Source organism: Burkholderia cenocepacia (assembly GCF_014211915.1).
Taxonomy (GTDB): Bacteria; Pseudomonadota; Gammaproteobacteria; order Burkholderiales; family Burkholderiaceae; genus Burkholderia; species Burkholderia orbicola.
In genome coordinates, this window is the sequence record NZ_CP060039.1 from 2,398,425 (window position 1) to 2,424,803 (window position 26,379).

Genomic DNA, 26,379 nt, shown 5'->3' on the forward strand with positions numbered 1-26,379 from the left:
CCTGATTTCCTCTTCGACACCGGACCTACCATGACCCTACGCAAGCTTCCCGTCACGATCGTCACGGGCTTTCTCGGCAGCGGCAAGACGACGCTGATGCGCCACATCCTGCAGCACGCCGAAGGCCGCCGCATCGCGGTGATCGTCAACGAATTCGGCGAGCTCGGCATCGACGGCGAAATCCTCAAGGGCTGCGGCATCGGTTGCGACGATGCCGACGGCGCGCAGGGCGAAGCATCGGGCCAACTGTACGAACTCGCGAACGGCTGCCTGTGCTGCACCGTGCAGGAAGAGTTCTATCCGGTGATGGAGGCGCTCGTCGAGCGCCGCGCGGACATCGACCACGTGCTGATCGAGACGTCGGGCCTCGCGCTGCCGAAGCCGCTCGTGCAGGCGTTCAACTGGCCGACGATCCGCAACAGCTTCACGGTCGACGCGGTCGTGACCGTCGTCGACGGGCCGGCCGCCGCGAGCGGCCAGTTCGCGGAAAACCCGCAGGCCGTCGACGCGCAGCGCCGCGCCGATTCGAACCTCGATCACGAATCGCCGCTGCACGAACTGTTCGCCGATCAACTGTCGTCCGCCGATCTCGTGATCGTGAACAAGGCCGACCTCGTCGGTGACGCCGAGTTCGCGCGGATCGAAACCGCGATCCGCGAAGAAATCCCGCCGCAGGTGAAGATCGTGCGCGCGACGCGCGGCGAACTCGACCTCGCGCTGCTGCTCGGGCTGGAATCGGCATCGGAGGAAACGATCCACCTGCGTCACGACCATCACGGCTCGGCCGACGACGGCGATCACGATCACCATCACGACGATTTCGACTCGGTGGTGGTATCGGGCGACGCGGGCACGCGCGAAGCGACGATCGCCGCGCTGCAGTGCGTGGTCGAAGCGCACACGATCTATCGCGCGAAAGGCTTCGCCGCGCTGCCCGGCGCGCCGATGCGGCTCGTGATCCAGGGTGTCGGCCGCCGCTTCGACAGCTATTTCGACCGCCGCTGGCAGGACGGCGAAACGCGCGCGAGCCGCTTCGTGCTGATCGGCGAAGATCTCGACGCGGCCGCGCTGCAACGTGCGTTCGACGCCGCGTGCGCGGCCGAGCCGCAACAGGCGTAACGCACGATGCATCTGCTGCGCACCACGCCGGGCGGCTTCGTCGACGATACGCAGGGCGTCGTCCGGATCGACCAGCAGCCGGCCGACATCGTGATCCTGAGTTCGGCCGACACGACGCTGTCGCTGCTCGCGAGCGTCGTGCCGCACTTGCCCGCCGGGTTCCCGAGCGTGCGGCTCGCGAACGTCACGTTCCTGCGGCAGCCGGCGTCGGTCGATTTCTACGTCGACGACGTGCTGCGCCACGCGAAGACGGTCGTGATCGATCATCTCGGCGGCGAAGCGTACTGGCCGTACGGGATCGAGCAGGCCGTGTCGCTCGCATCGAAGCGCGGGCAGCAGCTCGCGATGTTCTCGGGCGACCTGCAGGAAGACCCGAATCTCGTCGCGAAAAGCACGGTCAAGCCCGAGCTGTGCCGACTGTGGTGGCGCTACCTGCGCGAAGGCGGCGTGCACAACGCCGACGCGCTGCTGCGCAGCATCGCGTTTCACACGTTCGGCTTCGGCGACGAACCCGAACCGCCGCGCCCGCTGCCGGCCGCCGCGCTGTATCACCCGGCGCGCGACCGCGCGAGCGTCGACGACTGGCGACCGCGCTGGACGCCCGGCGCGCCGGTCGTCGCGATCCTGTTCTATCGCGCGCACTGGCAGGCCGCGAACACGGCCGTGTTCGACGCGCTGGCCGACGCACTGATCGACGAAGGGCTGAACCCGCTCCCGATCGCGGTGACGTCGCTGAAGGATGCGGTGAGCCGCGAGGTCATCACGCAGCTCTGCGATACGCACGGCGTCGCGCTCGTGCTGAATACCACCGCGTTCGCGGCCGGCGCGATCGACAGCCCCGAGCACGACGTGCTCGCGGGCGACGCGCCGGTGCTGCAGGTGATCCTGTCCGGCGGCAATCGCGATGCGTGGGTGGCCGACAACCAGGGCCTGCACGCACGCGACATCGCGATGCATATCGCGCTGCCCGAAGTCGACGGGCGCATCGTCACGCGCGCGGTGAGCTTCAAGGGGCTCGCGTATCGCTGCCCGCATACCGAGGTCGACGTCGTGCGCTACCAGCCGGATGCGGAGCGGATCGCGTTCGTCGCGGCGCTCGCGCGCGGCTGGTGCCGGCTGCGTACGCTGGACAACACCGACAAGCGCATCGCGCTGGTTCTCGCCAACTATCCGCAAAGCGAAGGGCGGATCGGCAACGGCGTCGGGCTCGACACGCCGGCCTCCGCGCTGTGCGTGCTCGCGGCGCTGCGCGACGCTGGCTACACGGTGGCCGACCTGCCGCCCGACGGCGACGCGCTGATCGCGCGACTCACCGAAGGCGTGACCAACGATCCCGCCGTGCGCATGCTGCGTCCCGCGTTTCAGAGTTACGCGCTGGCCGACTACGTCGCGCGTTTCGCGCGGCTGCCGGCGGCCGTACGCGACGCGCTGAACGCACGCTGGGGGCCGCCCGAAGCGGACCCGACGCTGCGGCAACGGCGTTTCACGATCGCCGGCTGGCGCGCGGGCAACGTGTTCGTCGGCATCCAGCCGTCGCGTTCGCGCGGCGAGAACGACTACGCGAGCTACCACGATGCCGACCTCGTGCCGCCGCACGCGTATCTCGCGTTCTATTTCTGGCTGCGCGATGCGTATCGCGTCGACGCGGTCATCCATCTTGGCAAGCACGGCAATCTCGAGTGGCTGCCGGGCAAGAGCGTCGCGCTGTCCGACGCGTGCTGGCCCGACCTGACGCTCGGGCCGCTGCCGCACCTGTATCCGTTCATCGTCAACGATCCGGGCGAGGGCAGCCAGGCGAAGCGCCGCGCGCAAGCCGTAATCGTCGATCACCTGATGCCGCCGCTCACGCGCGCGGAAAACTACGGCCCGCTGCAGGATCTCGAACGGCAGGTCGACGAATACTACGAAGCGCTGATGGTCGATGCGCGGCGCGCGAAGCTGTTGCGCAAGACAATCCTCGCGACGATCGCCGAGCATCGGCTGCACGACGAGCTGAGCGTGTCGCCGCCGCGCGATGCGGGCGACGAGGATGCGCTGCTCACGCGCGTCGACGCGTGGCTGTGCGAATTGAAGGAAGCACAGATTCGCGACGGGCTGCACGTGTTCGGCGCGTCGCCGGTCGAGCGCCAGCGGCGCGACACGCTGCTCGCGTTGGCTCGTTTTCCGGTCGGCGACGGCAAGGGCGAACGGGCCGGGCTGATCGGCGCACTCGCGCGTGACCTCGCGCTCGGCGACGCTTTCGATCCGCTCGCAGCCGACTGGGCCGCGCCGTGGACCGGGCCGCGGCCGGCCGTGCTGCAGGCGCTCGACGCGTCGCCGTGGCGTCATGCCGGCGATACGCGCGAGCGGCTCGAACGGCTTGCGCAGCACTGGCTGGACGCCGTGTGCGGCGGCGCTTCAGACGAACTCGGCATCGACATGCCGCCGCCCGGCGCATGGCCGCATACGCTCGCGGTGCTGGAACGCGTGCGTTCGACGCTGTTGCCCGCACTCGATGCGTGCGGCGGTGAGGAAATGCGTCAGCTGCTGCGCGGGCTCGACGGCCGCTTCGTACCCCGGGGGCGAGCGGCTCGCCGTCGCGCGGCCGTCCCGACGTGCTGCCCACGGGCCGCAACTTCTACTCGGTCGATACGCGCGCGGTGCCGACGCAGGCCGCGTGGTCGCTCGGCCTGAAATCCGCGCAACAACTGATCGAACGCCATCTGCAGGATCACGGCGACTATCCGCGCGCGATCGGGCTGTCGGTGTGGGGGACGGCCACGATGCGCACCGGCGGCGACGACATCGCGCAGGCGTTCGCGCTGATCGGCGTGCGGCCGAAATGGGCGCACGGCAGCCATCGCGTGACCGACTTCGAGATCCTGCCGATCGAGATCTTCGACCGGCCACGCATCGACGTGACGCTGCGCGTGTCGGGTTTCTTCCGCGACGCGTTCCCGAACCTGATGCACCTGTTCGACGCGGCCGTGCAGGCCGTCGCCGCGCTCGACGAGCCCGAAGAGCTGAATCCGATTCGCGCACGCATCGAGCGCGAACGGGAGAAGTGGATCGCGCAGGGCGTGGCGCCCGACGAAGCGCGCCGGCGCGCCGGCTGGCGCGTGTTCGGCGCACGGCCGGGCAGCTACGGCGCCGGCCTGCAGGACCTGATCGATCAGCGCCGCTGGCAGACCGACGCCGATCTCGCGGATGCCTACCGTCAATGGGGCGGCCATGCGTACGCGCAGAACAGCGCGGGCGATGCAGCGCCCGACGTGTTCGGCGAAAGGCTCGCGACGATCGACGTCGTCGTGCAGAACCAGGACAGCCGCGAGCACGACATCCTCGATTCGAACGACTACTACCAGTTCCAGGGCGGGATGACGGCGGCCGTGCGGCACCTGTCCGGGCAGCAGCCGAGCATCTACCACGGCGACCATGCGAACCCGGTCGCGCCGAAGATGCGCACGCTGCGCGAGGAGATCGCCCGCGTGATCCGCTCGCGCGTCGTCAATCCGAAATGGCTCGACGGCGTGAAGCGTCACGGCTACAAGGGCGCGGCCGAGCTGGCCGCGACCGTCGACTACCTGTACGGCTATGACGCGACCGCGCGCGTGCTGTCCGATCACCAGTACGCGCTCGTCGCCGACGCGTACCTGTTCGACGACGCCACCCGCGCGTTCCTCGAACGGCACAACCCGAAGGCGCTGCACGGCATCTGCGAACGCTTCGTCGAAGCGATGCAGCGCGGGCTGTGGCAGCAGCCCGGCCCCTATCGCGAGCGGATCGAAGCGGTGTGGCTCGCCAGCGAACAACGCCAGGAAGGAGGACGGCCATGACCGATCCGACCACGCACCGCGCCCGCGCGGTTTTTCCGTTTGCGGCGCTCGTCGCGCAGGACGCGTTGCAGCAGGCGCTGCTGCTTGCCGCGATCGATCCGTCGCTCGGCGGCGTGCTCGTCAGCGGCCCGCGCGGCACCGCGAAATCGACGGCCGCGCGCGGCCTGGCGGAGCTGCTGCCGGAAGGGCAGTTCGTCACGCTGCCGCTGTCGGCGAGCGACGAGCAGGTGACGGGCACGCTCGATCTCGCGCATGCGCTGGCCGAAAACGGCGTGCGTTTTCGGCCCGGCCTGCTGGCGCGCGCGCATCTCGGCGTGCTGTACGTCGACGAAGTGAACCTGCTTGCCGACGGGCTCGTCGATACGCTGCTCGACGTCGCCGCGAGCGGCGTGAACATCGTCGAGCGCGATGGCGTGTCGCATGCGCACGATGCGCGTTTCGTGCTGGTCGGCACGATGAACCCCGAGGAGGGCGAGTTGCGCCCGCAGTTGCTGGACCGCTTCGGGCTGATGGTCGAGCTGGAGAACTGCTTCGACGCCGCCCAGCGCGAGCGGATCGTGAAGGCGCGACTCGCGTTCGATCTCGATCCGGATGCGTTTCGCGCGCGTCATGCGGCGGCCCAGCAGGAACTCGCGGACCGCATTCATGCGGCGCGCGCGCGGCTGCCGGCGCTCGATTTCGACGATGCGGTCCATGCGCACGTCAGCGCACTGTGCATCGACGCGGCCGTCGACGGGTTGCGGGCCGATCTCGTGATGCTGCGCGCCGCGCGTGCGCTGGCCGCACTGGAACAGGACGACGCGGTGACGGTATCGCATGTGGCGCGCGTGGCCGAAGCCGTGCTGCGGCACCGGCGCCACGCGGGGCCGCCGCCGTCGCAGTCGTCGTCGCAACACGGTGGCGAACGCGACGATCGTTCGCGGTCGGACACACCACGGCAGCCTGACAAGCGACAGGACGACACGAAGGCCGACGCGTCCGCATCGCAGGGCGACTGGGGCTACTTGCCGCCCGAACCGGCGGGGCTGCGCGACGTGAAAAGCGTGGTACCGCTGCCGCTAAAAAAACGCTGAGCCATCGAGCCGGCGCCGCCGCGAACGCGATTCGCGGTCCTCGATGGCAGTCAGGCGCGGCCGCGCGCGTGCAGGGCACGGTGCGCGCCGGCACGGCCGTCGCGTGGCCGGCGACGCTCGCCGCGAAACGCGGCGGCCCGCTGCATCGCGGGCATCTGCGCTTCGGGAAACGCGCGGGCACGCCGCGTGCGCTGCATTGCTTCGTGCTCGACTGTTCGGCGTCGATGTTGTCGCACGACCGGCTCGCGCTCGCGAAGGGGCTGATCGTCGCGTATTTCGATCAGGCCGCGCGTGAGCGGGTCGAAACCGCGCTGATTTGCTTCGGCGGCCAAGGCGCCGCGCGGCGCTTCGGCCCCGCCGTGCCGCGCTGGTGGAACGCGCGCTGGCTAGAACCGGTCGACGGCGGCGGCGGCACGCCGCTCGCGGACGGCATCGCGGCCGCCGCACGCTTGCTGGCCAGCGCTGCGCGCCGCGAGCCGGGCAAGCAGCGCTGGCTGTGGGTGCTGTCCGACGGGCGCACGCGCGAGATGCCGGCCAGACCGGCGGCGGCCGATCACGTCGTGTTCGTCGACTTCGACGACGCGGCCGTGCGGATCGGGCAGGGCGCGCGGCTCGCCGCGGCGTGGGGCGCGCAGTGGATGACGGCCGACGCGCTTCGCACCGATCTCGCCGGCTGATGGCCGGCCGGCGGTGCGCTATGATCGCCGCTTCTGCTTCCGCTCACTGGAAACCCCCGTCATGCAAGTACTGGTCGATGCCGACGCGTGTCCCGCCGTCATCAAGGACATGCTGTTCCGCGCCGCGCGTCGTGCCGAGATCTGCGTGACGCTGGTCGCGAACCAGTTTCTACGCACGCCGCCGTCGCCGTTCATCAAGGCCGTGCAGGTGCCGGCCGGTTTCGACGTGGCCGACGCGCGCATCGTCGAGCTGGCGGAGCCCGGCGATCTCGTGATCACCGCCGACATCCCGCTGGCCGCCGCCGTGCTCGACAAGGGCGCGCATGCGCTCGACCCGCGCGGCAACTGGTTCAGCCGCGAGAACATCGAGGAGCGCCTGTCGACGCGCGCGATGATGGAGCAGTTGCGCAGCGCGGGCATCGATACGGGCGGGCCGGCGCCGTTCAGCGCGCGCGACGGCAAGACGTTCGCGTCGCAGCTAGACCGCTTCCTGGCGCGGCACGGCAAGCCGTAACGGCACACGTCGGCGCCCGGCCAGGATGCAGGTTCGCGCCGACGCTGCTATCGTGGGGCGAGAACCCCAACACAGGAGCGCATGCGTGTCACCCACCCAACTTCTCGTTCCGACCTACACCCAGATGTTGCGCGCGCAGTCCGCGTGGCTCGACAAGGCGGTCGCCCATCGGCGGGCCGCGGGCGACGAACCCGACGCGGCGATGACGCTGAGGCTCGCCCCCGACATGTATCCGCTCTCCGCCCAGGTTCGCTTCTCGTGTTTCCAGGCGATGGAGCCGGTTTACCGGCTGCGCGGCGAACCGCTGCCGGCGGCGTTGCTGGCCTTGCGCGAGGCGGGCTGGAACGCGGATGCGCAACCCGGTTCGCCGGCCGATGCGCAAGCGATCATCGCCGGCACGCTCGCCTTTCTCGGCGAACTTGCCCCCGATGCGCTCGACGGCGGCGCCGCGCTGCCGATCGCGCTCGAACTGCCGAACGGGATCGCGTTCGACATGACGGGCGAACAGTATGCGCGCGACTGGGCGCTGCCGCAGTTCTACTTCCACGCGATCGCCGCGTACGCGATCCTGCGCCATCACGGCGTCGAACTCGGCAAGGCCGATTACGTGCCGCACATGCTCGCGTACGTGCGGCCGGGCACGATTCCGCAAGGTTGAGCCCCTCGGGCGCCGCGCAGCGACATGACACGCGCACTGTTCATCTGCAGCCGCAACCGGCTGCGCAGCCCGACGGCCGAAGCCGTGTTCGCCGCGTGGCCCGGCATCCAAACCGACTCCGCGGGCCTCGCGCCCGACGCGGACGTGCGGCTCTCCGTCGAGCAACTCGACTGGGCGGACATCGTGTTCGTGATGGAGCGCGCGCACCGGGCCAGGCTGTCGGCGCAATTCGGCGCGCATCTGAAGCACCGGAAGATCGTCTGCCTCGACATTCCCGACCGCTACGCATTCATGCAGCCCGAACTCGTCGCCCTGCTCGAACGCAAGGCAGGCCCGTTCCTGCGCGCGTAATCGCCGCAATCGGTGCCCGAGCCGACATTGATCTCAGCGCAGCGGCCCGCTCGCGAACGCAGAAAAACAGTCGAGCCGCAGGAGCTCGATGATCTTGCGCGTCGGCACGCTGGCCTGCAGCGTGTCGAGCCGGTCGACGGTGAACCACTTGCAGCGGGCGATCTCGTTGCTGGCACGCGGTGTCAGGTGCGCCGGCACGTCGGCCACGAACACGTGATGCAGCTTCGTCAGTCCGCCGAACTGCACCGCGTAGTCGAGCGCGAGCCCCTCCAGCTGCGTTTCCTCCGCGAGTTCCCGCTGCGCGGCCTCAAGCGGCGTCTCGCCGCGCCGGATCGTGCCGCCGGGCAGCGACCAGCGCGCCGCGGTGCGCGCGACCAGCAGCACGCTGCTGCGCTGGCGGCACACGATCGTGGCGCGTTCCTTGATGACGGCGAGGGTATCCGGCCCGGTGCTCATGTTCGGCAAAACAGGTGCTGAATCGTGGAGAAAAACCGGCGCCGGCCATGCGGGGGCCGGCAGCAGACGGCGACGGCATGCAGGCCGCCGCGCCGATGTTACCGGCCGTTCGTGACAGTTCCGTGCACCGCGGTCGTGCCACGGACGACGGCTCACGCGTGCGTATAGATTCCGCTGCGCGCCGGCTTCGCGTGGCGCGAATGACGACGCTTGTGAACGGCACGCCGGTGATGCGGCGACGGCGCGGTGACGTGCCGGCGTGCAGGCGCGGGCCGGGCGGTGGGCGCGGCAGCGTGCGGCGCCGCGCCCGATACCCCGGTTTGTCCTTCACCGAAGTGGAAAGTCTGGTTTTGCGCGTGCGCGACGCCCAGCGTCGATGCGAGTACGAAGGCCGCCAGCCACAACCGTTTCATGAATATTTCGCCTTGTCATTGATGGGGATGAACCGTGCCGCCAGCTTAGCGAACGGCGGGGCGCGACCGCAACCGGCCCGTGTTCGATGTCGTCCCCGCTTGCGCGCGGCGACGTTCTCCGCGCGGCGGCCGGGTCCGTCCGGGCTTGACAACACAATTCCTCGGTGTGAATATAAATTCACACACAAGAATTATTCGTCGAATCCGGGAAGCCGCGTGCAAGCGCCGGGCCGCCGGAACCGGCAGTCCGATCAACCGGAACCAGGAGCGAGACGCATGGCGGAACACGAGCAGCAGGGCGCGCTGGCGGGATTGCGCATCATCGATCTGTCGCGGGTGCTGGGCGGCCCGTACGCGACCCAGATCCTCGCCGATCACGGCGCGGAGGTGATCAAGGTCGAACCGCCGTCCGGCGACGAGACGCGCACATGGGGCCCGCCATTCGACGGCGACACCGCGTCGTACTTCCTCGGCGTGAACCGCAACAAGCTCGGCGTCGCGCTCGACCTGACGCAGCCGGCCGATCGCGAGCGGCTGCTCGGGCTGCTCGAACACGCGGACGCGCTCGTCGAGAACTTCAAGATCGGCACGATGGAGCGCTGGGGGCTCGGCTTCGACGCGCTGCATGCGCGGTTTCCGCGCCTCGTCTATTGCCGCGTGTCGGGTTTCGGCGCGGACGGCCCGCTCGGCGGGCTGCCGGGCTACGACGCGGCCGTGCAAGCGCTCGCCGGGCTGATGAGCGTCAACGGCGAAGCCGGTGGCGCGCCGCTGCGGGTCGGCGTGCCGATCGTCGATCTCGTCACGGGGTTGAACGCGGCGCTCGGCGTGCTGATGGCGCTGCGCGAACGCGACGCCAGCGGCCGCGGCCAGTTCGTCGAATCGACGCTGTTCGACTGCGCGCTGTCGATCCTGCATCCGCATACGCCGAACTTCTTCCATTCGGGCAACGCGCCCGTGCGCACCGGCAACGCGCATCCGAACATCACGCCGTACGACAGCTTTCCGACCGCGGGCGTCGACATCTTCCTGGCGGTCGGCAACAACGGGCAGTTCGCCGCGCTGTGCGACGTGCTCGGCACGCGCGACTGGCTCGACGATCCGCGTTTCGCGGACAACCGCGCGCGCAGCCAGCACCGCGCCGCGCTGCGCACGCTGCTCGAAACGGCGCTGGCCGCGCACGACGGCGCGACGCTCGCCGAACGACTGATGCGCCGCGGCGTGCCGTGCGCGCCCGTGCTCGCGCTCGATGCGGCGCTCGACCACCCGCATGTCGCGCATCGGCGGATGAAGGTCGAGCTGGGCCGGCATCGCGGCATCGCGTCGCCGATCAAGCTCGGCCGCACGCCGGCTACGTACCGGCGTCCACCGCCCGCGCTGAACGAACATGCGGCGCAGGTGTTCGCGGACGACCACGACGACAACGACAACCGCCGGACCTGACCGGCATCGCGGCTGCCGACCGTGCCGCATTGCGGCGCCCGGCCACGCGCCGCGCACACCATCATTCGGACATCACGCCGGCCCGCGCATCGACACGCCGCTCGATGCGCGCCGGCTGAAGAGGAGACGCATCATGCTCGCATGGATCGGCGCGGTCGCCATCGTCGCGCTGTTCGGCCTGATCATCACGAAGCGGCTGTCGCCACTCGTCGCGCTGATCGTCGTGCCGGTCGCTGCGTCGCTCGCGGCCGGTTTCGGGCTGCAGACCGGCAAGTTCGTCGTGCACGGCGTACAGAACATCGGCCCGATCGCCGGGATGTTCGTTTTTGCGATTCTATTTTTCGGAATCCTCACCGACGCGGGGATGCTCGACCCGATCATCGCCGGCGTGCTGCGCGTGATCGGCTGCCATCCGCCGCGCATCGTGATGGGCTCGGCGCTGCTCGCGCTGCTGATCCATCTCGACGGCTCGGGCGCCGTCACGTTTCTCGTCACGCTGCCCGCGATGATGCCGCTCTATACGCGACTCGGGATGGATCGCCGCATTCTCGCGTGCGTCGCATCGATGGCGGCCGGCGTCAACTTCCTGCCATGGGTCGGGCCGATGCTGCGCGCGTCGGCGGCGCTGCACATTCCCGGCTCGGCGATCTTCACGCCGATGATTCCGGTGCAGATCGTCGGGCTCGCGTTCGTGTTCGGCACCGCCTGGGTGCTTGGCGTGCGCGAGGCGAAACGGCTCGGGCTCGACCGCGCCGGCGCGGCCGCGCTCGCGATCGCGCCGCGCGAGCTGACCGACGCCGAACGCGCGTTGCGCCGGCCGGGCCGCTTCGGGATCAACGTCGCGCTCACGCTCGTCGTGCTCGTCACGCTGGTGTCCGGCATCGTCGACCCGATGGTGATGTTCATGCTCGGCACGGTCGCCGCGCTCGTGATCAATTACCCGGACGTGCAGGCGCAGCGCGAACGGATCGACGCGCATGCGAAGGCCGCGCTGATGATGGCGAGCGTGCTGCTCGCGGCCGGCGCGTTCACCGGCATCATGTCCGGCACCGGGATGCTGAAGGCGATGGCCGAGGTCGTCGTCGCGCACGTGCCCGTCGAGCATGCGCGCCACATGCCGTTCGTGCTCGGGCTGCTGTCGATGCCGCTCAGCCTGCTGTTCGATCCCGATTCGTTCTACTTCGGCGTGCTGCCGGTGCTCGCGGAGAGCGGCAAGCTGCTCGGCGTGCCGCCGATCCAGATGGCGCAGGCCGCGCTGCTCGGCCAGATGACGACCGGTTTTCCGGTGAGCCCGCTCACGCCCGCGACGTTCCTGATCGTCGGGCTGACCGGCGTCGAGCTCGCCGAGCACCAGAAGTTCACGATTCCGTTCCTGTTCGCCGCCACCGTGCTGATGGTCTTCGCCGCGGTCGCGACGGGCGTGTTTCCATTGTGAGCGGCGCGGCCGTTCACGCTTTTTCGGGAGAGCAGTCCATGCAGTTCGACCTGACCGACGACCAGCGCGCGATCGAAAGTGCGATCGAGAAAATCTGCGAGCGCTTCGGCGACGACTACTGGCTCGAACGCGATCGCGCGGGCGGATTTCCGGCCGACTTCCACGCGGCGCTCGCCGAGGCCGGCTGGCTCGGCATCGCGATGGACCCGGCCTACGGCGGCGCCGGGCTCGGGATGACCGAGGCGGCGCTGATGATGCGCACGATCAGCGCGTCGGGCGCCGGCTTGTCCGGCGCGTCGGCCGTCCACATGAACATCTTCGGGTTGAATCCGGTGCAGGTGTTCGGCAACGACGCGCAGAAGGCGCGCTTCCTGCCGCCGTTGATCGCCGGGCGCGACAAGGCGTGCTTCGCGGTGACGGAACCCGACGCCGGGCTCGACACCACGCACCTGACCACGCAGGCGCGCCGCGACGGCGATCACTACGTGCTGAGCGGGCGCAAGATCTGGATCTCGACCGCGCAGGTGGCGAACAAGATGCTGATCATCGCGCGCACGACGCCGCTCGACCAGGTCGCGAAGCCGACCGACGGGCTGAGCCTGTTCTATACCGACCTCGACCGTTCACGCGTCGAGGTGCGCGAGATCGAGAAGATGGGCCGCAAGGCGGTCGATTCGAACATGCTGTTCATCGACAACCTGCGCGTGTCGCGCGACGACCTGATCGGCAACGAAGGCGACGGCTTCCGCTATCTGCTGCACGGGCTGAACCCGGAACGCATCCTGATCGCCGCGGAGGCGATCGGGCTCGGGCAGGCCGCGCTGCGCCGCGCGACGCAGTATGCGTGCGAGCGCGTGGTGTTCGGCCGGCCGATCGGGCAGAACCAGTCGATCCAGCATCCGCTCGCGCAGGCGTGGATGCAGCTCGAGGCGGCGTGGCTGATGGTGATGAAGGCCGCGACGCGCTACGACGCGGGTCAATCGTGCGGCGCGGAGGCGAACGCGGCGAAATACCTCGGCGCGGAAGCCGCGTTCCAGGCCTGCCAGACGGCGATCGCGACGCACGGCGGGATGGGGTACGCGAAGGAATATCATGTCGAGCGCTATCTGCGCGAGTGTATGATTCCGAGGCTCGCGCCCGTGAGTCCGCAACTGATCCTGTGCTACATCGCGGAGAAGGTGCTCGGGCTGCCGAAGTCGTACTGACCGTAGCGACCCGGCGGCCCGCCCGGCGCGCGGTTTCCCGTTCCGAATCAAGCGCTCGTCATGGACGTCAAACTCGTTGCCCGCACGCTCGACCTGTTCGAGCTGTTCGCCGCCGAACGGCGGCCGCTGCCGCTCACCGAACTCGCGCGCCTGCTCGACGTGCCGGCGTCGAGCTGCCTCGCGATGGCGCGCACGCTCGTGAGCCGCGGCTACCTGTACGAAGTGCGTAAGCGCGGCGGCTACTACCCGACGCGGCGCCTGCAGACGGTGGCCGCCGCGATCGACGCGACCGATCCGGTCGTCGACATCGTGCGTCCGCACCTCGTCGCGCTGCGCGACGCGAGCCGCGAAACCGCCGTGCTCGGCAAGATCCAGGGTGTGTCGGTCACGTATCTCGACGTCGTCGAATCGGAGCAGGCGATCCGCTATACGCGCCAGCCGGGCGAGCTGCGCCCGCTGCACGCGAACTCGATCGGCAAGGCGATCTTCGCGGAACTCGCGAGCGAGGCGCAGCAGGCGCTCGGCGCGCAGCTGTCGTTCGAACGCTTCACCGATGCGACGGTGGCCGACCTCGCGGCGCTCGTCGCACAGACCGCGCGGTTTCGCGAACTCGGCTGGGCCGAGAACTTCGGCGAGAGCGCGCCCGAGCTGTCGGCGCTCGCGGTGGCGCTGACGCTCGACGGCGACTGGTACGGGCTGTCGGTCGTCGGGCCGACCGAGCGGATTCGCCAGCATCGCGACAAGCACGCGGCGCTGCTCGTCGACGCGAAGGCACGGCTGCTGGCCGAGCACGCGCGCGGGTAGGGCAACGGCGCGCGCCGGCGTCGGCAGCGGGCCGACCCGGCGTTCGGTCCTGCCACGCCGGAAACGGCCCGCCGCGCGTCACGCGCGAGCGCGTCGCAACGTCACGACTTCACCCACACGCCGCCCGCGCTCGGGTTGTCGCCCTGCGTCCACCATTTCGCGCAATACTTCGCACCCTGGTACGTCACGCACGTGCCGCCCTGGTAGGCGGTCGTCGCCGACCATGCGGGCGTGCCGCCGCCGATCGGCTTCCACACGGCCGCCTGGCCGGGCACGTCGCCCTGCGTCCACCACTGCGCCTGATACGTCGTGCCCTGGTAGGTGACCGTCGCGCCGGCCGTATAGACCTGGCCGGCCGCCCACGGTGCGCCCGGCTGCGGCGTGCCGCTGTCCGAGCCGCCGCCGTAGTTCGGGTCCTGCGTGACGCCCGCGCCCCACTTGCCGTCGAGCTTCTTGAAGATCGCCGCGAACGCGTACGGCTGCTGCGCGACGCCCGAGCAGGTCGGCGACGCATACGTGCCGCCGGACGGGCACGCCTGATCACGGCCGACCGACCAGTTGCCGAAGAAACCGTAGCCGTTCGCAATTGCCGCGTTCAGCACGGTCTGCGCATTCGCGAGCGTGAACGTTTCGCCTTGCACGTCGTTCACGCCGATCATCGGCGTGACGCCGACCATCTGCCACAGCTGCGCGTTGGTCTTCGGCTGGCCAGCCGACTTGAACGCCGTGTCGAGCTGCGAGTAGAGCGCCTGCGCGGCGCTGATCGCGGCGGCGCTCATGTCGATGTTCGCCGGGCCGTAATCCATCGCCATCACGTTCACCGCATCGAACGTGGTCTTGTTCGCGATGGCCGCGTTGACGACGTTCACGCCGTCCTGCGTGAGCCCGGTCGGCATCGTCGGCAGCGTCAGCGTCACGTGCAGCGGCTTGCCTTTCGCCGCGTAGTCGGCCTGCAGTTGCGCGACCGCCTGGAAGTTGCGCGCGACCGCCGCCGTGTCCTGCTGCGACGCGCCTTCGATGTCGAAGTCGATATGCGTGAGGCCGTACGTGTCGATCACCGTCTGGTATGCGCTCTTCAGCGCGGGAACCGTCGAGCACGCCTGCATCAGCGGCGTGCCGTTCGCCCCGCCGAACGACACGGCGACTTCGCCGCCTTTCGCGCGGTAGCTCGCGATCGACGTCGACAGTGCGGTCAGCAGGCCGCCGCTCGCGCCGTTGCCGATCGGCTGCACGCCGCCCCACGACGGCACGCAGCCGTTGCCCGCGACCACGAACGCGAGCGTGAACTGCTGGATGCCCTGGCGCACGCCGATCTGGTCGACCAACGGTGTCGGATAGAGCGTCACGTCGACATAGGGTGCATACACGCCGGCACCGTGCGACACGCTCGCCATCGCGAGCAGACAACCCGCGGCAAACGCACGCGGAACGAAACGCGGCAACACATTGTTGTTCATTCTGTGTTCTCCAAGTGGAAGAGGGATACGCTGGCCTGCGTATCGCCGCCGATGGGCAGGCACCTGTCCCGTCGGCGGCGTGCCTATCTTGGAGTATTCGCGTCGAATAGGGAATTTAGGGATACTTCTTTTTGTTATTCGATTCCCGATACGTAACGATCTTGCCGATTCGGTCGCGTTGCGAAACGCGGAGCGGGCACTTTTTCCGGCTGCTCGCGCCATGGCGCGCGGATGGACCGGTTCCGACGCGCCGGTGATACACCGGCACGCCGATTGACGGCTCGCGCGCATCGCGCATTCACGTGAGCACCGCCGAATTCGATACGCGCGCCGCGGCGTTCAGCGATACCAGCGCGGCGTATAGACCCATTCGCGTGCGTTGCCGATCGCGAAACGCCGCGTCGTCGACGAGCCGACGATCACCATCGTGCGCATGTCGACCTGGTCGCCGCGCAGCGCGCCGAGGGTCGTCGTCGAAAGCGTCGCGCCCGGCCGGCCGATGTCGCGGCCGAGCACGACCACCGTATCGGCCGCGCGATGCGCGCGCACGATGTCGAGCGCACGGTCGAGCTGCCACGGCCGCGCGCGCGAAATCGGGTTGTAGAACGCCATCACGAGATCGGCTTGCGCCGCGTGTTGCAGGCGCGTCTCGATCACGTCCCACGGCTTCAGGTTGTCCGACAGCGAGATTGCGCAGAAATCGTGGCCGAGCGGCGCGCCGGCCTGCGCGGCCGTGGCGAGCGACGCCGAGATGCCGGGCTCCACGCGCAGGTCGACCGCGGCCCATTGCGGGTCGCGCGCCTCGTCGAGCGCTTCGAGCACGGCCGCGGCCATCGCGAAGACGCCGGGGTCGCCCGACGATACGACCGCGACGCGCCGGCCCTCGGCCGCCAGTTCGAACGCATGGCGCGCGCGCTGCATTTCCTCGCGATTGTCGGTGCCGTGCACGCGCTGGTCCGCCCGAAACGGGCCGGCCATGTTCACGTAAGTCGTATAACCGAGGATGTCGGTCGCGTCCGCGAGCGCCGCGCGCGCGGCCGGCGTGAGCCATGCGGCGCTGCCCGGGCCGAGACCGAGCACCGTCAGGCGGCCGCGCGCGCGGCCGAGCGCGGCGGGGTCGACCGGCTGCGATGCGACCGCGCACGCGAGACCGTGCGATGCCGCGCGCATCGTGTGGGTGACGCGCAGTGCACGGCCGAGCAGCGTGGCGGCGTCGGCGGGCACGGAGCGGTCGCTATCGACGAAATCGCCATCGACGAAACGCAGCGGCACGTCGAGCGTGCTCGCCGCTTCTTCCAATGCGGGTTCGCCGATCGCCGACGCCGGCGCGACGATGGCCGCGAGCGCCAGCCGTGCGAGGCCCTGTGCGTCGAGCATGGCTTCGATGCGCGCGGCAAGCGCTTCGCCTGCATGCACGGCATCCGCGGCAACACCGACCACCACGCTGCGCGGATGAATCACGAGCTCGTCGCGCGCGCCGCGCCACGCATCGGGCGTCACGCGAATCGCGTGCGCAGCCGCGGTATCACGCGGCAGCGCGACGTCGTCGAGCCACGGCGCCGCGCCGTCGACGCGCGTCGACGCGCCCGCGAGCAGGTCGGACACGAAGCGCTTGCCCTGCGCGAGATCGGCGAGCGCATAGCCTTCCGGCGGATTGAGCACGCACGCGCCGAAGCGCAGTTCGCCGCTCGTCGTGATCGCCGGCGCGACGCCGACGCATTCGGCGATTTCGCGCGCGATCACGTTGACGCCGGTCAGCCCGCCGAGCAGCGGCACGACGGCCGAGCCGTCCTCCGCGACCGCGAGCACCGGCGGCTCGACGCCCTTGTCGGCGAGCGCGGGCGCGAGGCAGCGGATCACGATGCCGGCCGCGCACAGCGCGACGATCGGCAGGCCGCGCGCATAGAGTTCGCGCAGGTGCGCGCCGAGTTCGTCGAACGGCACGTCGGCGTCGACGCGCGACGCGAGACCGTGCACACGGGCGCCCGGGTAACGCGCCTGAATGCGTCGCGCGGTATCGAGCGCGCCCGCGCCGAGGATCACGATCGCGGGCGGGGTCGTCATCCTTGCCATTTTTCCCCCGGCACGACGAGCAGCGAGAAATACGGCGACGCCATCGGATCGACCTCGTCGAGCGGCACGATGCGCTGGTTCGCCATCGTCGCGCGCTCGACGTACAGCGCGCGCTTCGCGAGCCCGAGTTCGTCGAGCACGCGCCGCACCTTGTCGAAATTGCGGCCGAGCTTCATCACGACGGCCGCGTCGGCCCGCGCGAGCCGCTCGCGCAGTTCATGCTCGGGCAGCACGCCCGACAGCACCGACAGGCTTTGGTTGCGATAGACGAGCGGCTGGCCGAGCACGGCCGTGCCGCCGAGCATCGCGCATACGCCGGGGATCACCTCGGTGTCGTAACGCGGTGCGAGGCGGTCGTGCAGGTACATGTACGAACCGTAGAAGAACGGATCGCCTTCGCAGATCACCGCGACGTCGCGGCCCGCATCGAGGTGCGCCGCGACGATCTCGGCCGCGGTGTCGTAGAAATCGGCGATCACCGTCTCGTAGCAGAGCGGCGGCGGCAGCGCCTCGGTCGTCACCGGGTAGACCAGCGGCAGCTGCGTCTGCCCGTCGAGCAGGTGCGCTTCGACGATGCCGTACGCGTTGCCTTTCTTGCCCTTCGCGACGAAATACGCGACCACGGGCGCCGCCTGCAGCACGCGCAGCGCCTTGATCGTCATCAGCTCGGGATCGCCGGGGCCGACGCCGACCCCGAACAGCCGTCCGCGCACGCTCGTCATTCGACCTCCGTTGCAAGCGCATTGACCGCGGCGGCGGCCATCGCGCTGCCGCCGCGCCGGCCGAGCAGCGCGACGTACGGCACGCCGCGGCTGTCGGCGTCGAGCATCGCCTTCGATTCGGCCGCGCCGATGAAGCCGACCGGGAAACCGAGGATCAGCGCGGGCCGCGGCGCGCCCGCATCGATCATGTCGAGCAGGTGGAACAGCGCGGTCGGCGCATTGCCGATCACGACGACGCTGCCCGCGAGATGCGGGCGCCACAGTTCGAGCGCGGCGGCCGAGCGCGTGTTGCCGAGGTCGCGCGCGAGGTCGGGCACCTCCGGCTCGCCGAGCGTGCAGATCACGCGGTTGGCCGCCGGCAGCCGCGCACGCGTGATGCCTTCGGCGACCATCCTCGCGTCGCACAGGATCGGCGCGCCGGCCGCGAGCGCCGTGCGGCCGGCCGTGCCGGCGCCGGCCGAGAAGCGCAGGTCGTACACGACGTCGACCATCCCGCACGCGTGGATCACGCGCACCGCGAGTTTCTCGAGATCGGGCGGAACCTGCGACAGGTCGGCCTCGGCGCGGATCGTCGCGAACGACTGGCGGTAGATTTCCTGCCCGTCGCGAATGTAGTCAAGCATCGGTGGTGTCCTGGCTGTGCCGCGCGTCCATGAGTCGGACCGCGGCCTGGTCAATCGTCAGATGGCGCGCGAGCGGGGCGCCGAGGCCCGCGGCCGCGTCGCGCCGGTAAAGGTCGTAGTGCGCGGGCGCCACCGCGACGAGCGTATGCGCGGCGGGATGCGGCAGCGCGCAGTGGCGCTCGCAACCGGTCAGGTGCACGTCGAGCGGATGGCCGACGCGCGCGGCGAGCGCGAGCGCATCGTGTTTCGTATCGGCGCGCGCTTTCGCGCAGCCGGCGCTGCCGGTGCAGGCGACGAGTGTCGCGAGCGGATCGGACGCCGCGCACACGAGGCCGAGCGACGCGAGTGCTTCGCGCATCGCCGCCGCGCGTTCGTTCGGCACGCCGTGCATGAACACGCCTTGCCACGGCGTCATCGACAGCGTGCCGTCGCCGTCGGCCTCGGCCAGCGCGGCAAGCCGCTCCAGTTGCGCCGCGTCGAGCCGCCCGAGCGCGAATTGCGCGCCGACGCTGCAGCGCGCCGCGTCGCGCGACGGAACCGCGCCGAAACGCAAGGCGGGGGCGGTACGCGTGCGCCGCCAGTCGGCAAGCGCCGGATCGGCCGCGAGCGGGAAGGGCAGGTAGTGCGCGGCGCGCGCGAGCAGCGTGCGTTCGTCGCACGTCGCCAGCAACGCGCGCATCCGCGTGACGTCGGCCGGCGCGAGATCGAGGAACGCGAGCAGCAGCGCGCGCACCAGTGCGGGGCCCTGTTCCGGCGACACGTCGACCGCAGCGGGCCGGTCGCCGCACGCAACCGGCGGACAGCCGGCCAGCCCCGCCGCGAGACGTACCGCGCCGTCGCCACGGCGCCATGCGGCCAGCCAGATGTCGTGCGGATGATCGAGCGCCGCGACTGCTTCGCCGCCGTCGAGCTGGATCGAGAATTTCGGCGACAGTTCGCCGCGACGCGGCTCGCTCGCCAGCATGTCGAGCAGCGGCACGGCGAGTGCGTGGCTATCGACGAGCGCGCCCGGGTCGTGCCCGGCGAGCGGGCTGAGCAGCACGTTGCGCACGTCGTCGCTCGCCGCGAGCGCGGCCGCATCGAAGGCGGCATTGTCGGCGCTTGCGCGCGGGCCGAGCCCCGCGTCGAGCAACGCGTGCGCGAGCGCATCGGCCGCGTCGTCGCGAATGCCGCGCAACTGGAGATTCGCGCGATTGGTCGCATCGATCGCGCCGGACCCGTACCGGCGCGCGGCGGCGGCGATCGCGTGCGCCTGGCGCGCGTCGAGCCGGCCGCCCGGCAGCTTGATCCGGCACAGCCTGCCGTCGGCGGCCGCGACCACGCGCACGAGCCCCGGGCAGGCCGACGGGCGCACGACGGGCGACGCAGGAATCGAAGCGGGGGCGGAATTCAACGGGATACCGGGACAGTGTGTGGCGCCGCGGCCAACGCATCGGTACACCCCGCCCGACGCCGACTGGCACGCACGCACTTTCTGGCCGGCAGGTCTCCTGGCTGACAGGTCGGCGCCGGCTCCCGGCCTTCCCGGTGAAACCAGTGGCATGAGGGGGAGCTCGGCTCGCTGTCTACAGTTGCGGGGGCAGCCACAGCGGCGCGGGGGCGCCCTGTGTTCCCTCTTCGGCCCCGAAGGGCACCGGCGAACGAACGGCCGTAGGATACCCGATTTCGGCCGCGATTCGCGACCGGTCGGCCGTTCGCGGCAGGCGAAGCGGGCAGCGGTCGGGCAACGATCGGGTGCGGGCGGGCCGGCAGGTGAAACACCGGGTGGAACACGGTACCATGCCGTTTTTCGCAATGCGGACGGCTGCACCGGCGCTTTCGCGGCCGCGCGGCGACACGATGGAATCGAACGATGGGGAAGGGTGCATGACGGCGTGGCTGACGGTAGTGGGCATCGGCGACGACGGTTACGCAGGGCTCGGACGCCACGCGCGGCGCGCGCTGCTCGACGCGACGCACGTGGTCGGCGCGACCCGGCATCTCGACATGCTGCCCGCGCGGTTGCGGGCGACGCGCGAAGCATGGCCGTCGCCGTTCGACCTGTCGGGGCTGCTCGCCCGCCGCGGCGCGCCCGTGTGCGTGCTCGCGAGTGGCGACCCGATGCTGTTCGGCGTCGGCGCGACGCTCGCCCGCCAGCTTTCTCCCGACGAATGGCGCGTACTGCCCGCGCCGTCGTCGCTGTCGCTCGCCGCGGCGCGTCTCGGCTGGGCGCTGCAGGACGTCGGCGCGGTTTCGCTCGTCGGGCGTCCGCTCGCGACGCTGGCCCGCCATCTGCTGCCGGGCCGGCGCCTGTTCGTGCTGAGCGCCGACGGCCGCACGCCGGCCGCCGTCGCGGCCGAACTCGCCGCCCGCGGCTTCGGGCCGACGCGCGTCAGCGTGTTCGAACACCTCGGCGGCCCGCTCGAGCGACGGATCGATGGCCTCGCGCAAGACTGGCACGTCGACGAAACCGCCGCGCTCAACCTCGTCGCGCTCGATTGCCGGGCGGGCCCCGACGCACCGCGCCGCGCGCTCACGCCCGGCCTGCCCGACGATGCGTACCGCCACGACGGCCAGCTCACCAAGCGCGACCTGCGCGCGATGACGCTCGGGCGTCTCGCGCCCGCGCCCGGCGAACTGCTGTGGGACGTCGGCGCGGGCAGCGGCTCGATCGGCATCGAATGGATGCGCGCGCATCCATCCTGCCAGGCCATCGCGATCGAAGCGCATGCGGAGCGGCAGCGCTTCATCGAACACAACCGCGATACGCTCGGCGTGCCGGGCCTGCAACTCGTCGCGGGCCGTGCGCCCGATGCGCTCGCGGGGCTCGCCGCGCCCGACGCGATCTTCATCGGCGGCGGCGCGACGGCGCCCGGCGTGCTCGACGCGTGCTGGGCGTCGTTGAAACCCGGCGGCCGGCTGGTCGCCAACGCGGTTACGCTGCAGGGCGAGATGGCGCTCGCCGCGTGGCGCGACGCGCATCGCGGCACGCTCACGCGCGTGTCGTTCGCGCATGCCGAACCGCTCGGCCGCTTCGACACGTGGCGACAGCCGTTGCCGGTCACGCTGTACGACGTGCGCAAGCCCGACACGGCAGACGCGACCGACACGGCCGACTCGTCGAATTCGTCGAACGCAACGGACGCGTGATGCGCGACGAAACCCCCGAACAACCCGCGCCGCTGCGCTTCGGCTACACGACCGGCAGCTGCGCGACCGCGACGTCGCTCGCGGCCGCGCGGCTGCTGCTCGTGGGTCACGCGGACGACGCGGTCGAGATCGTGCTGCCGAAGGGGCAGCGCGTGATGATGCGGCTCGAATTCTGCCGCGCGACGGCCGACGGCGCCGAAGCCGGCACGATCAAGGATGCCGGCGACGATCCGGACGTCACGCATGGCGCGCTGATCTTCGCGCGCGTCGCGCTCGCGGCGGCGCCCGGCGTGCGCTTTCATGCCGGGCCGGGCGTCGGCACGGTCACGCGCGCGGGGCTGACGTTGCCGGTCGGCGAACCGGCGATCAATCCGGTGCCGCGCCAGATGATGACCTCGCATCTGGAGGCGCTTGCGGCCGAGCACGGCTACGCGGGTGGCTTCGACGTGACGATCGGCGTCGAAGGCGGCGAGATGCTCGCGCTGAAGACGATGAACCCGCGCCTGGGCATCGTCGGCGGGCTGTCGATCCTCGGCACGACCGGCATCGTGCGGCCGTTCTCGTGTTCGGCCTATATCGCGTCGATTCACCAGGGCATCGACGTCGCACGGGCGAATGGCATCGCGCATATCGCCGCCTGCACGGGCAACGCCAGCGAGGACGCGATGCGCGCGCACTACCACCTGCCCGACATGGCGCTGATCGAGATGGGCGATTTCGCGGGCGCGGTGCTCAAGCACCTGCGGCGCGCGCCCGTCGCGCGCCTGTCGATGTGCGGCGGCTTCGGCAAGCTGAGCAAACTCGCGGCCGGCCATCTCGACCTGCACAGCCGCCATTCGAGCATCGACCTGCCGCTGCTCGCGCAGTGGGCGGCCGAAGCCGGCGCGAACGAGGCGCTGCAGGCCGCGATGCGCGCGGCCAACACGAGCCAGGAAGCGTTGAAACTGGCGCAGGCCGACGGCGTGCCGCTCGGCGATCTCGTCTGCGCGCATGCGCTGCGGGTGGCGCGCGACATCGTGCCGCCGTCGGTCGCGGTCGAGATGTTCGCGATCGACCGGCAGGGCCGCTTCGTCGGGGCGGCGCGATGAGCCCGCGCATCCTGCTGCTCGGCGGCACCGGCGATGCGCTGAAAATCGCGCGCGCGCTCGGCCCGCATCATGTCTACAGTCTCGCCGGACTCGGCAAGACGCCCGACGATCTGCGCTGCGACGTGCGCGTCGGCGGTTTCGGCGGCGCAGCCGGGCTTACCGCGTATCTGCGCGACGCGGGCATCGGCCTCGTGATCGACGCAACCCATCCGTATGCCGCGCGAATCAGCGCGAACGCCGCGGCGGCGACGCGCGACACGGGCGTGCCTTTATGGGCGCTGCGCCGCGCACCGTGGACGCCTCAACCCGGCGACGACTGGCGCATGGTCGACGATTGGGCAGGCATCGAGGCCGCGCTCGCGCCGTTCAGGCGCCCGCTGTTCACGCTCGGCCGCGAACCGCTCGCGCATCTCGACACGATTCCGCCGCACCAGTTCTGGCTCGTGCGCTGCCTCGATGCGCATCCCGGCAACGCCCGTGCGCAGGTCGTCGCCGCGCGCGGGCCATTCACGCCCGAAGGCGAGCGCGCGCTGTTCGCGCTGGCGGGCATCGACGTCGTCGTCAGCAAGAACAGCGGCGGCGCGGCCACCGAGGCTAAGCTCGACGTCGCGCGCGAACGCAGACTGCCGGTCGTGATGCTGCGCCGGCCGCCGCTGCCCGATGCCGACCGCGCGTTCGACTCGGTCACGGCACTCATCGACGCACTCGGTCCGGCCGCGCGCGCCTGACGCGACGCAGCGGCCACCCAACGAATTGACGGAGAAATTTCGATGACGGTGTATTTCATCGGCGCGGGCCCAGGCGACCCGGAGCTGATCACGGTGAAAGGCCAGCGCCTCGTGCGCACATGCCCGGTGATCCTGTATGCGGGTTCGCTCGTGCCGGCCGCCGTGCTCGACGGTCATCGCGCGGAGCAGGTCGTCAACACGGCCGAACTCGATCTCGACGCGATCGTCGCGCTGCTCGCGGCCGCACACGCGAAAGGTCGGGACGTCGCGCGCGTACATTCGGGCGACCCGTCGCTGTATGGTGCGATCGGCGAGCAGATCCGCCGCCTGAAAGCACTTGGGATTCCGTACGAAATCGTGCCGGGCGTGACGGCCACGGCCGCATGCGCGGCCACGCTCGGCGTCGAGCTCACGCTGCCGGGCGTCGCGCAGACGGTGATCCTCACGCGTTTCGCGGGCAAGACGACGATGCCGGAAGGCGAAGCGCTCGGCGCGCTCGCCGCGCATCGTGCGACGCTCGCGATCCATCTCGGCGTGCGCCATCTCGCGCGTATCGTCGACGAAGTGCTGCCGCATTACGGCGCCGATTGCCCGGTGGCGGTGATCTATCGCGCAAGCTGGCCCGACGAGGAACGCGTGACGGGCACGCTGGCCGACATCGTCGGCAAGGTGCAGGGCACGCAGATCGAGCGCACCGCGTTGATCCTGATCGGGCGCGTGCTCGACGCCGAAGGGTTCGCGGATTCGACGCTGTACGCGAGCGCAGGCTGAACGCATCGCGCCGTGGAGCCGAGTATCTGGACGGGCCGCGAGGATATTGCTGGTGCGAGCACGCCGGGACGACACCGGGCAGGCAGGCGCCCGGGCCGCTGGCCCGCGGCGTCGCTCAGGCCTGCGCGACGTGCCGCGCCAGCTTCGGCGCAAGCCCGGCCGCGAGCGCGAACAGCACGACACAGAGGCACGCCATCGCGATCCACGCGGGCGTCAGGTCCGCGAGTTGCTGGCGCACGATGCCGGCCGCGAACGGGAATAGCCCGGCGATCAAATAACCGACACCCTGCACGAACCCCGTCAACGACGCAGCATCGGCCGGCGTGGCCGCATGGTCGACCGTGACGATCAGCGACAGCGGAAACAGCGCGCCGATTCCCGCGCCGAGCAGCAGCGCGGCCGGCAGCGCGAGCGCGTCGGGCGCGGCCAGCATCACCAGCAACCCGACGCATAGCGACGCGATCGCCGCGTGCAGCGCGGGCCGGCGATCGGGGAGGCGATCGATCGTCGCGGAGATCGTCAGCCCCGCGACGACTTCCGCGAGCGTCACGCCGCCGAGCAGGCTGCCCGCCGCGGTCGGCGACCAGCCGAGCCGCATGTAGTACGGCGGCAGCCATGCGAGCACGAGCGTGTAGGCGCCCGTCGCGATGCCAAAGAACAGCGCGAGTCGCCAGGCGCGCGGCGAACGCGACGGCCGTGCATTCGATACCGACACCGGCCCGGCGGAAAGCGCGTCGCTCCCACGGCTGGCCAGCGGCCACGCCAATGCGGCGAGCGCCGCCGGCAGCGCCCAGCCGGCGAGCGCGGCGAGCCAGCCCCAGCGCGCCGCGGCGAATGGCGCGATGACGCTCGCGAGTACCGCGCCGCCCATGATCGACGTCGAATAGACGCCCATCGCGCCGCCGATGCGCGTCGCGAAATGCGCCTTAACGAAGCCGGGCAACAGCGCCTGCACCATCGCGATCCCGACACCCGCGCAGCACGCGCTCGCGAGCAGCAGCCATGCGTGCTGCGCACCGGCGCGCGATGCGCAGGCCAGCCCGATCAACGCGACGCCGAGCCATACGCCGCCCGCGATCCCGGTGATGCGCTGCAGGCGCCGTGCGCTCAGCGCACCGAGCCCCATCAGCAGGATCGGGATCGTCGTCAGCAGGCTGGCCGCGCCGTCGCCGATATCCGTCGCGCGCTGGATCATGTCGAGCAGCGGGCCGACCGCGGCAAGCGCCGGCCGCAGGTTCAGCCCGACCAGCACGATCGCGGCGAGCCGCCATCCGGGGGAAGTGAAGCGATTCATCGCAAGGCCCTCGATATCGGTGCGCGGCTGCCAGCGAGGCGCCGCGCGTTTTTCAGGGGTCGTCTCAGAAAACGGAAAATAAAGCACGCTAAGGCATAGCCGAACCTGCCAAGCTTGCTCCACCCTGTAGTGACGCGATCAGCGGGCAGGAAACGTTCCCCCTTCGCGCATGGCAGGCGCACACCAACTCAGACAGCACGGCCTCCATGCGCGCCAGGTCAGCCATTTTCTCGCGCACGTCCTTGAGCTTGTGCTCGGCCAGACTGCTGGCTTCCTCGCAATGGGTGCCATCCTCCAGCCGCAGCAGCTCGGCGATCTCATCCAGGCTGAAGCCCAGCCGCTGGGCTGATTTCACGAAGCGCACCCGCGTTACATCCGCCTCGCCATAGCGGCGGATGCTGCCATAGGGCTTGTCAGGCTCCAGCAACAAGCCCTTGCGCTGATAGAAACGGATGGTCTCCACATTGACCCCGGCCGCCTTGGCGAAAACGCCAATGGTCAGGTTCTCCAAATTGTTTTCCATATCGCTTGACT

Annotated in this window: 23 protein-coding genes, 1 pseudogene and 1 riboswitch; of the genes and pseudogenes, 15 read left to right on the forward strand and 9 right to left on the reverse strand. The window is 70.4% G+C overall.

The window, feature by feature from the left end; all coding sequences use genetic code 11:
* Positions 1–30: 30 nt before the first annotated feature.
* From cobW to SY91_RS11455, 7 genes and pseudogenes are all read left to right on the forward strand, one after another.
* A complete protein-coding gene (gene cobW / locus SY91_RS11425; RefSeq protein ID WP_185920916.1) occupies positions 31–1,119 on the forward strand; it encodes a cobalamin biosynthesis protein CobW in 1,089 nt (362 codons plus the stop codon).
* 6 nt (positions 1,120–1,125) lie between these two features.
* Positions 1,126–4,934: pseudogene (gene cobN / locus SY91_RS11430) on the forward strand (cobaltochelatase subunit CobN).
* Entirely contained in the window at positions 4,931–6,007 is a 1,077-nt protein-coding gene (locus tag SY91_RS11435) for an ATP-binding protein (RefSeq protein WP_105797786.1), read from the forward strand. The pseudogene cobN and the gene SY91_RS11435 overlap by 4 nt, the downstream one beginning before the upstream one ends.
* 68 nt (positions 6,008–6,075) lie before the next feature.
* Complete coding sequence (locus SY91_RS11440; RefSeq protein ID WP_185920917.1) at positions 6,076–6,684, forward strand: VWA domain-containing protein; 609 nt, start codon at positions 6,076–6,078, stop codon at positions 6,682–6,684.
* A gap of 61 nt (positions 6,685–6,745) precedes the next feature.
* Positions 6,746–7,198 carry a YaiI/YqxD family protein gene (locus tag SY91_RS11445; protein WP_124478103.1) on the forward strand — a complete coding sequence of 151 codons (453 nt, stop codon included), beginning with the start codon at positions 6,746–6,748 and terminating at the stop codon, positions 7,196–7,198.
* Positions 7,199–7,223: 25 nt separating this feature from the next.
* Positions 7,224–7,856, forward strand: coding sequence for a DUF1993 family protein (locus SY91_RS11450; protein ID WP_006476027.1), 633 nt, complete (start codon positions 7,224–7,226; stop codon positions 7,854–7,856).
* Positions 7,857–7,880: 24 nt separating this feature from the next.
* Positions 7,881–8,207, forward strand: coding sequence for a low molecular weight protein tyrosine phosphatase family protein (locus tag SY91_RS11455; RefSeq protein WP_124478102.1), 327 nt, complete (start codon positions 7,881–7,883; stop codon positions 8,205–8,207).
* Positions 8,208–8,240: 33 nt separating this feature from the next.
* On the opposite strand, the gene SY91_RS11460 is transcribed toward SY91_RS11455, so the two are convergent.
* Complete coding sequence (locus SY91_RS11460; protein ID WP_185920918.1) at positions 8,241–8,663, reverse strand: NUDIX hydrolase; 423 nt, start codon at positions 8,661–8,663, stop codon at positions 8,241–8,243.
* 152 nt (positions 8,664–8,815) lie between these two features.
* Positions 8,816–9,076 carry a hypothetical protein gene (locus tag SY91_RS11465; RefSeq protein ID WP_105797788.1) on the reverse strand — a complete coding sequence of 87 codons (261 nt, stop codon included), beginning with the start codon at positions 9,074–9,076 and terminating at the stop codon, positions 8,816–8,818.
* A gap of 276 nt (positions 9,077–9,352) precedes the next feature.
* Between SY91_RS11465 and SY91_RS11470 the strand changes: the two genes are divergently transcribed.
* The 4 genes from SY91_RS11470 (at position 9,353) to SY91_RS11485 (ending at position 13,960) form a co-directional block, all read left to right on the forward strand.
* Complete coding sequence (locus SY91_RS11470) at positions 9,353–10,516, forward strand: CaiB/BaiF CoA transferase family protein (protein ID WP_185920919.1); 1,164 nt, start codon at positions 9,353–9,355, stop codon at positions 10,514–10,516.
* A 133-nt stretch (positions 10,517–10,649) separates the two neighbouring features.
* Positions 10,650–11,951 carry a CitMHS family transporter gene (locus SY91_RS11475; protein ID WP_006476023.1) on the forward strand — a complete coding sequence of 434 codons (1,302 nt, stop codon included), beginning with the start codon at positions 10,650–10,652 and terminating at the stop codon, positions 11,949–11,951.
* Between the two features lie 38 nt (positions 11,952–11,989).
* A complete protein-coding gene (locus tag SY91_RS11480; RefSeq protein WP_027811168.1) occupies positions 11,990–13,156 on the forward strand; it encodes an acyl-CoA dehydrogenase family protein in 1,167 nt (388 codons plus the stop codon).
* Positions 13,157–13,216: 60 nt separating this feature from the next.
* Positions 13,217–13,960 (forward strand): IclR family transcriptional regulator, encoded by a 744-nt coding sequence (locus SY91_RS11485; protein WP_006476021.1) that lies wholly within the window; start codon positions 13,217–13,219, stop codon positions 13,958–13,960.
* A gap of 101 nt (positions 13,961–14,061) precedes the next feature.
* On the opposite strand, the gene SY91_RS11490 is transcribed toward SY91_RS11485, so the two are convergent.
* The 5 genes from SY91_RS11490 to cobG form a co-directional block, all read right to left on the reverse strand.
* Entirely contained in the window at positions 14,062–15,417 is a 1,356-nt protein-coding gene (locus SY91_RS11490; protein ID WP_185920920.1) for a chitinase, read from the reverse strand.
* Positions 15,418–15,756: 339 nt separating this feature from the next.
* A complete protein-coding gene (gene cobJ / locus SY91_RS11495) occupies positions 15,757–17,481 on the reverse strand; it encodes a precorrin-3B C(17)-methyltransferase (RefSeq protein ID WP_105798377.1) in 1,725 nt (574 codons plus the stop codon).
* Positions 17,478–18,212 carry a precorrin-2 C(20)-methyltransferase gene (locus SY91_RS11500; RefSeq protein WP_006476017.1) on the reverse strand — a complete coding sequence of 245 codons (735 nt, stop codon included), beginning with the start codon at positions 18,210–18,212 and terminating at the stop codon, positions 17,478–17,480. Before SY91_RS11500 ends, cobJ begins: the two co-directional genes overlap by 4 nt.
* Positions 18,209–18,835 (reverse strand): precorrin-8X methylmutase, encoded by a 627-nt coding sequence (locus tag SY91_RS11505; RefSeq protein WP_011545408.1) that lies wholly within the window; start codon positions 18,833–18,835, stop codon positions 18,209–18,211. Before SY91_RS11505 ends, SY91_RS11500 begins: the two co-directional genes overlap by 4 nt.
* On the reverse strand, positions 18,828–20,228 hold the full coding sequence (gene cobG / locus SY91_RS11510; RefSeq protein WP_185920921.1) for a precorrin-3B synthase: 1,401 nt from the start codon (positions 20,226–20,228) through the stop codon (positions 18,828–18,830). The genes SY91_RS11505 and cobG overlap by 8 nt, the downstream gene beginning before the upstream one ends.
* Positions 20,229–20,297: 69 nt before the next feature.
* A riboswitch (cobalamin riboswitch) is annotated at positions 20,298–20,488 on the reverse strand.
* Positions 20,489–20,701: 213 nt separating this feature from the next.
* On the opposite strand from cobG, the gene SY91_RS11515 reads away from it, so the two are divergent.
* From SY91_RS11515 to cobM, 4 genes are read left to right on the forward strand one after another with little or no spacing between them, the layout of a single operon-like run.
* Positions 20,702–21,964, forward strand: a complete 1,263-nt coding sequence (locus SY91_RS11515) for a bifunctional cobalt-precorrin-7 (C(5))-methyltransferase/cobalt-precorrin-6B (C(15))-methyltransferase (RefSeq protein ID WP_043888679.1) — start codon at positions 20,702–20,704, stop codon at positions 21,962–21,964.
* Entirely contained in the window at positions 21,964–23,052 is a 1,089-nt protein-coding gene (locus SY91_RS11520; protein WP_023478071.1) for a cobalt-precorrin-5B (C(1))-methyltransferase, read from the forward strand. Before SY91_RS11515 ends, SY91_RS11520 begins: the two co-directional genes overlap by 1 nt.
* A complete protein-coding gene (locus SY91_RS11525) occupies positions 23,049–23,780 on the forward strand; it encodes a cobalt-precorrin-6A reductase (RefSeq protein WP_023478072.1) in 732 nt (243 codons plus the stop codon). Before SY91_RS11520 ends, SY91_RS11525 begins: the two co-directional genes overlap by 4 nt.
* Before the next feature lie 42 nt (positions 23,781–23,822).
* Complete coding sequence (gene cobM / locus SY91_RS11530) at positions 23,823–24,551, forward strand: precorrin-4 C(11)-methyltransferase (protein WP_023478073.1); 729 nt, start codon at positions 23,823–23,825, stop codon at positions 24,549–24,551.
* A 115-nt stretch (positions 24,552–24,666) separates the two neighbouring features.
* On the opposite strand, the gene SY91_RS11535 is transcribed toward cobM, so the two are convergent.
* Positions 24,667–25,845, reverse strand: coding sequence for an MFS transporter (locus tag SY91_RS11535; protein WP_043888678.1), 1,179 nt, complete (start codon positions 25,843–25,845; stop codon positions 24,667–24,669).
* An 88-nt stretch (positions 25,846–25,933) separates the two neighbouring features.
* Positions 25,934–26,368, reverse strand: a complete 435-nt coding sequence (locus tag SY91_RS11540) for a mercury resistance transcriptional regulator MerR (RefSeq protein WP_003131969.1) — start codon at positions 26,366–26,368, stop codon at positions 25,934–25,936.
* Positions 26,369–26,379 lie beyond the last annotated feature (11 nt).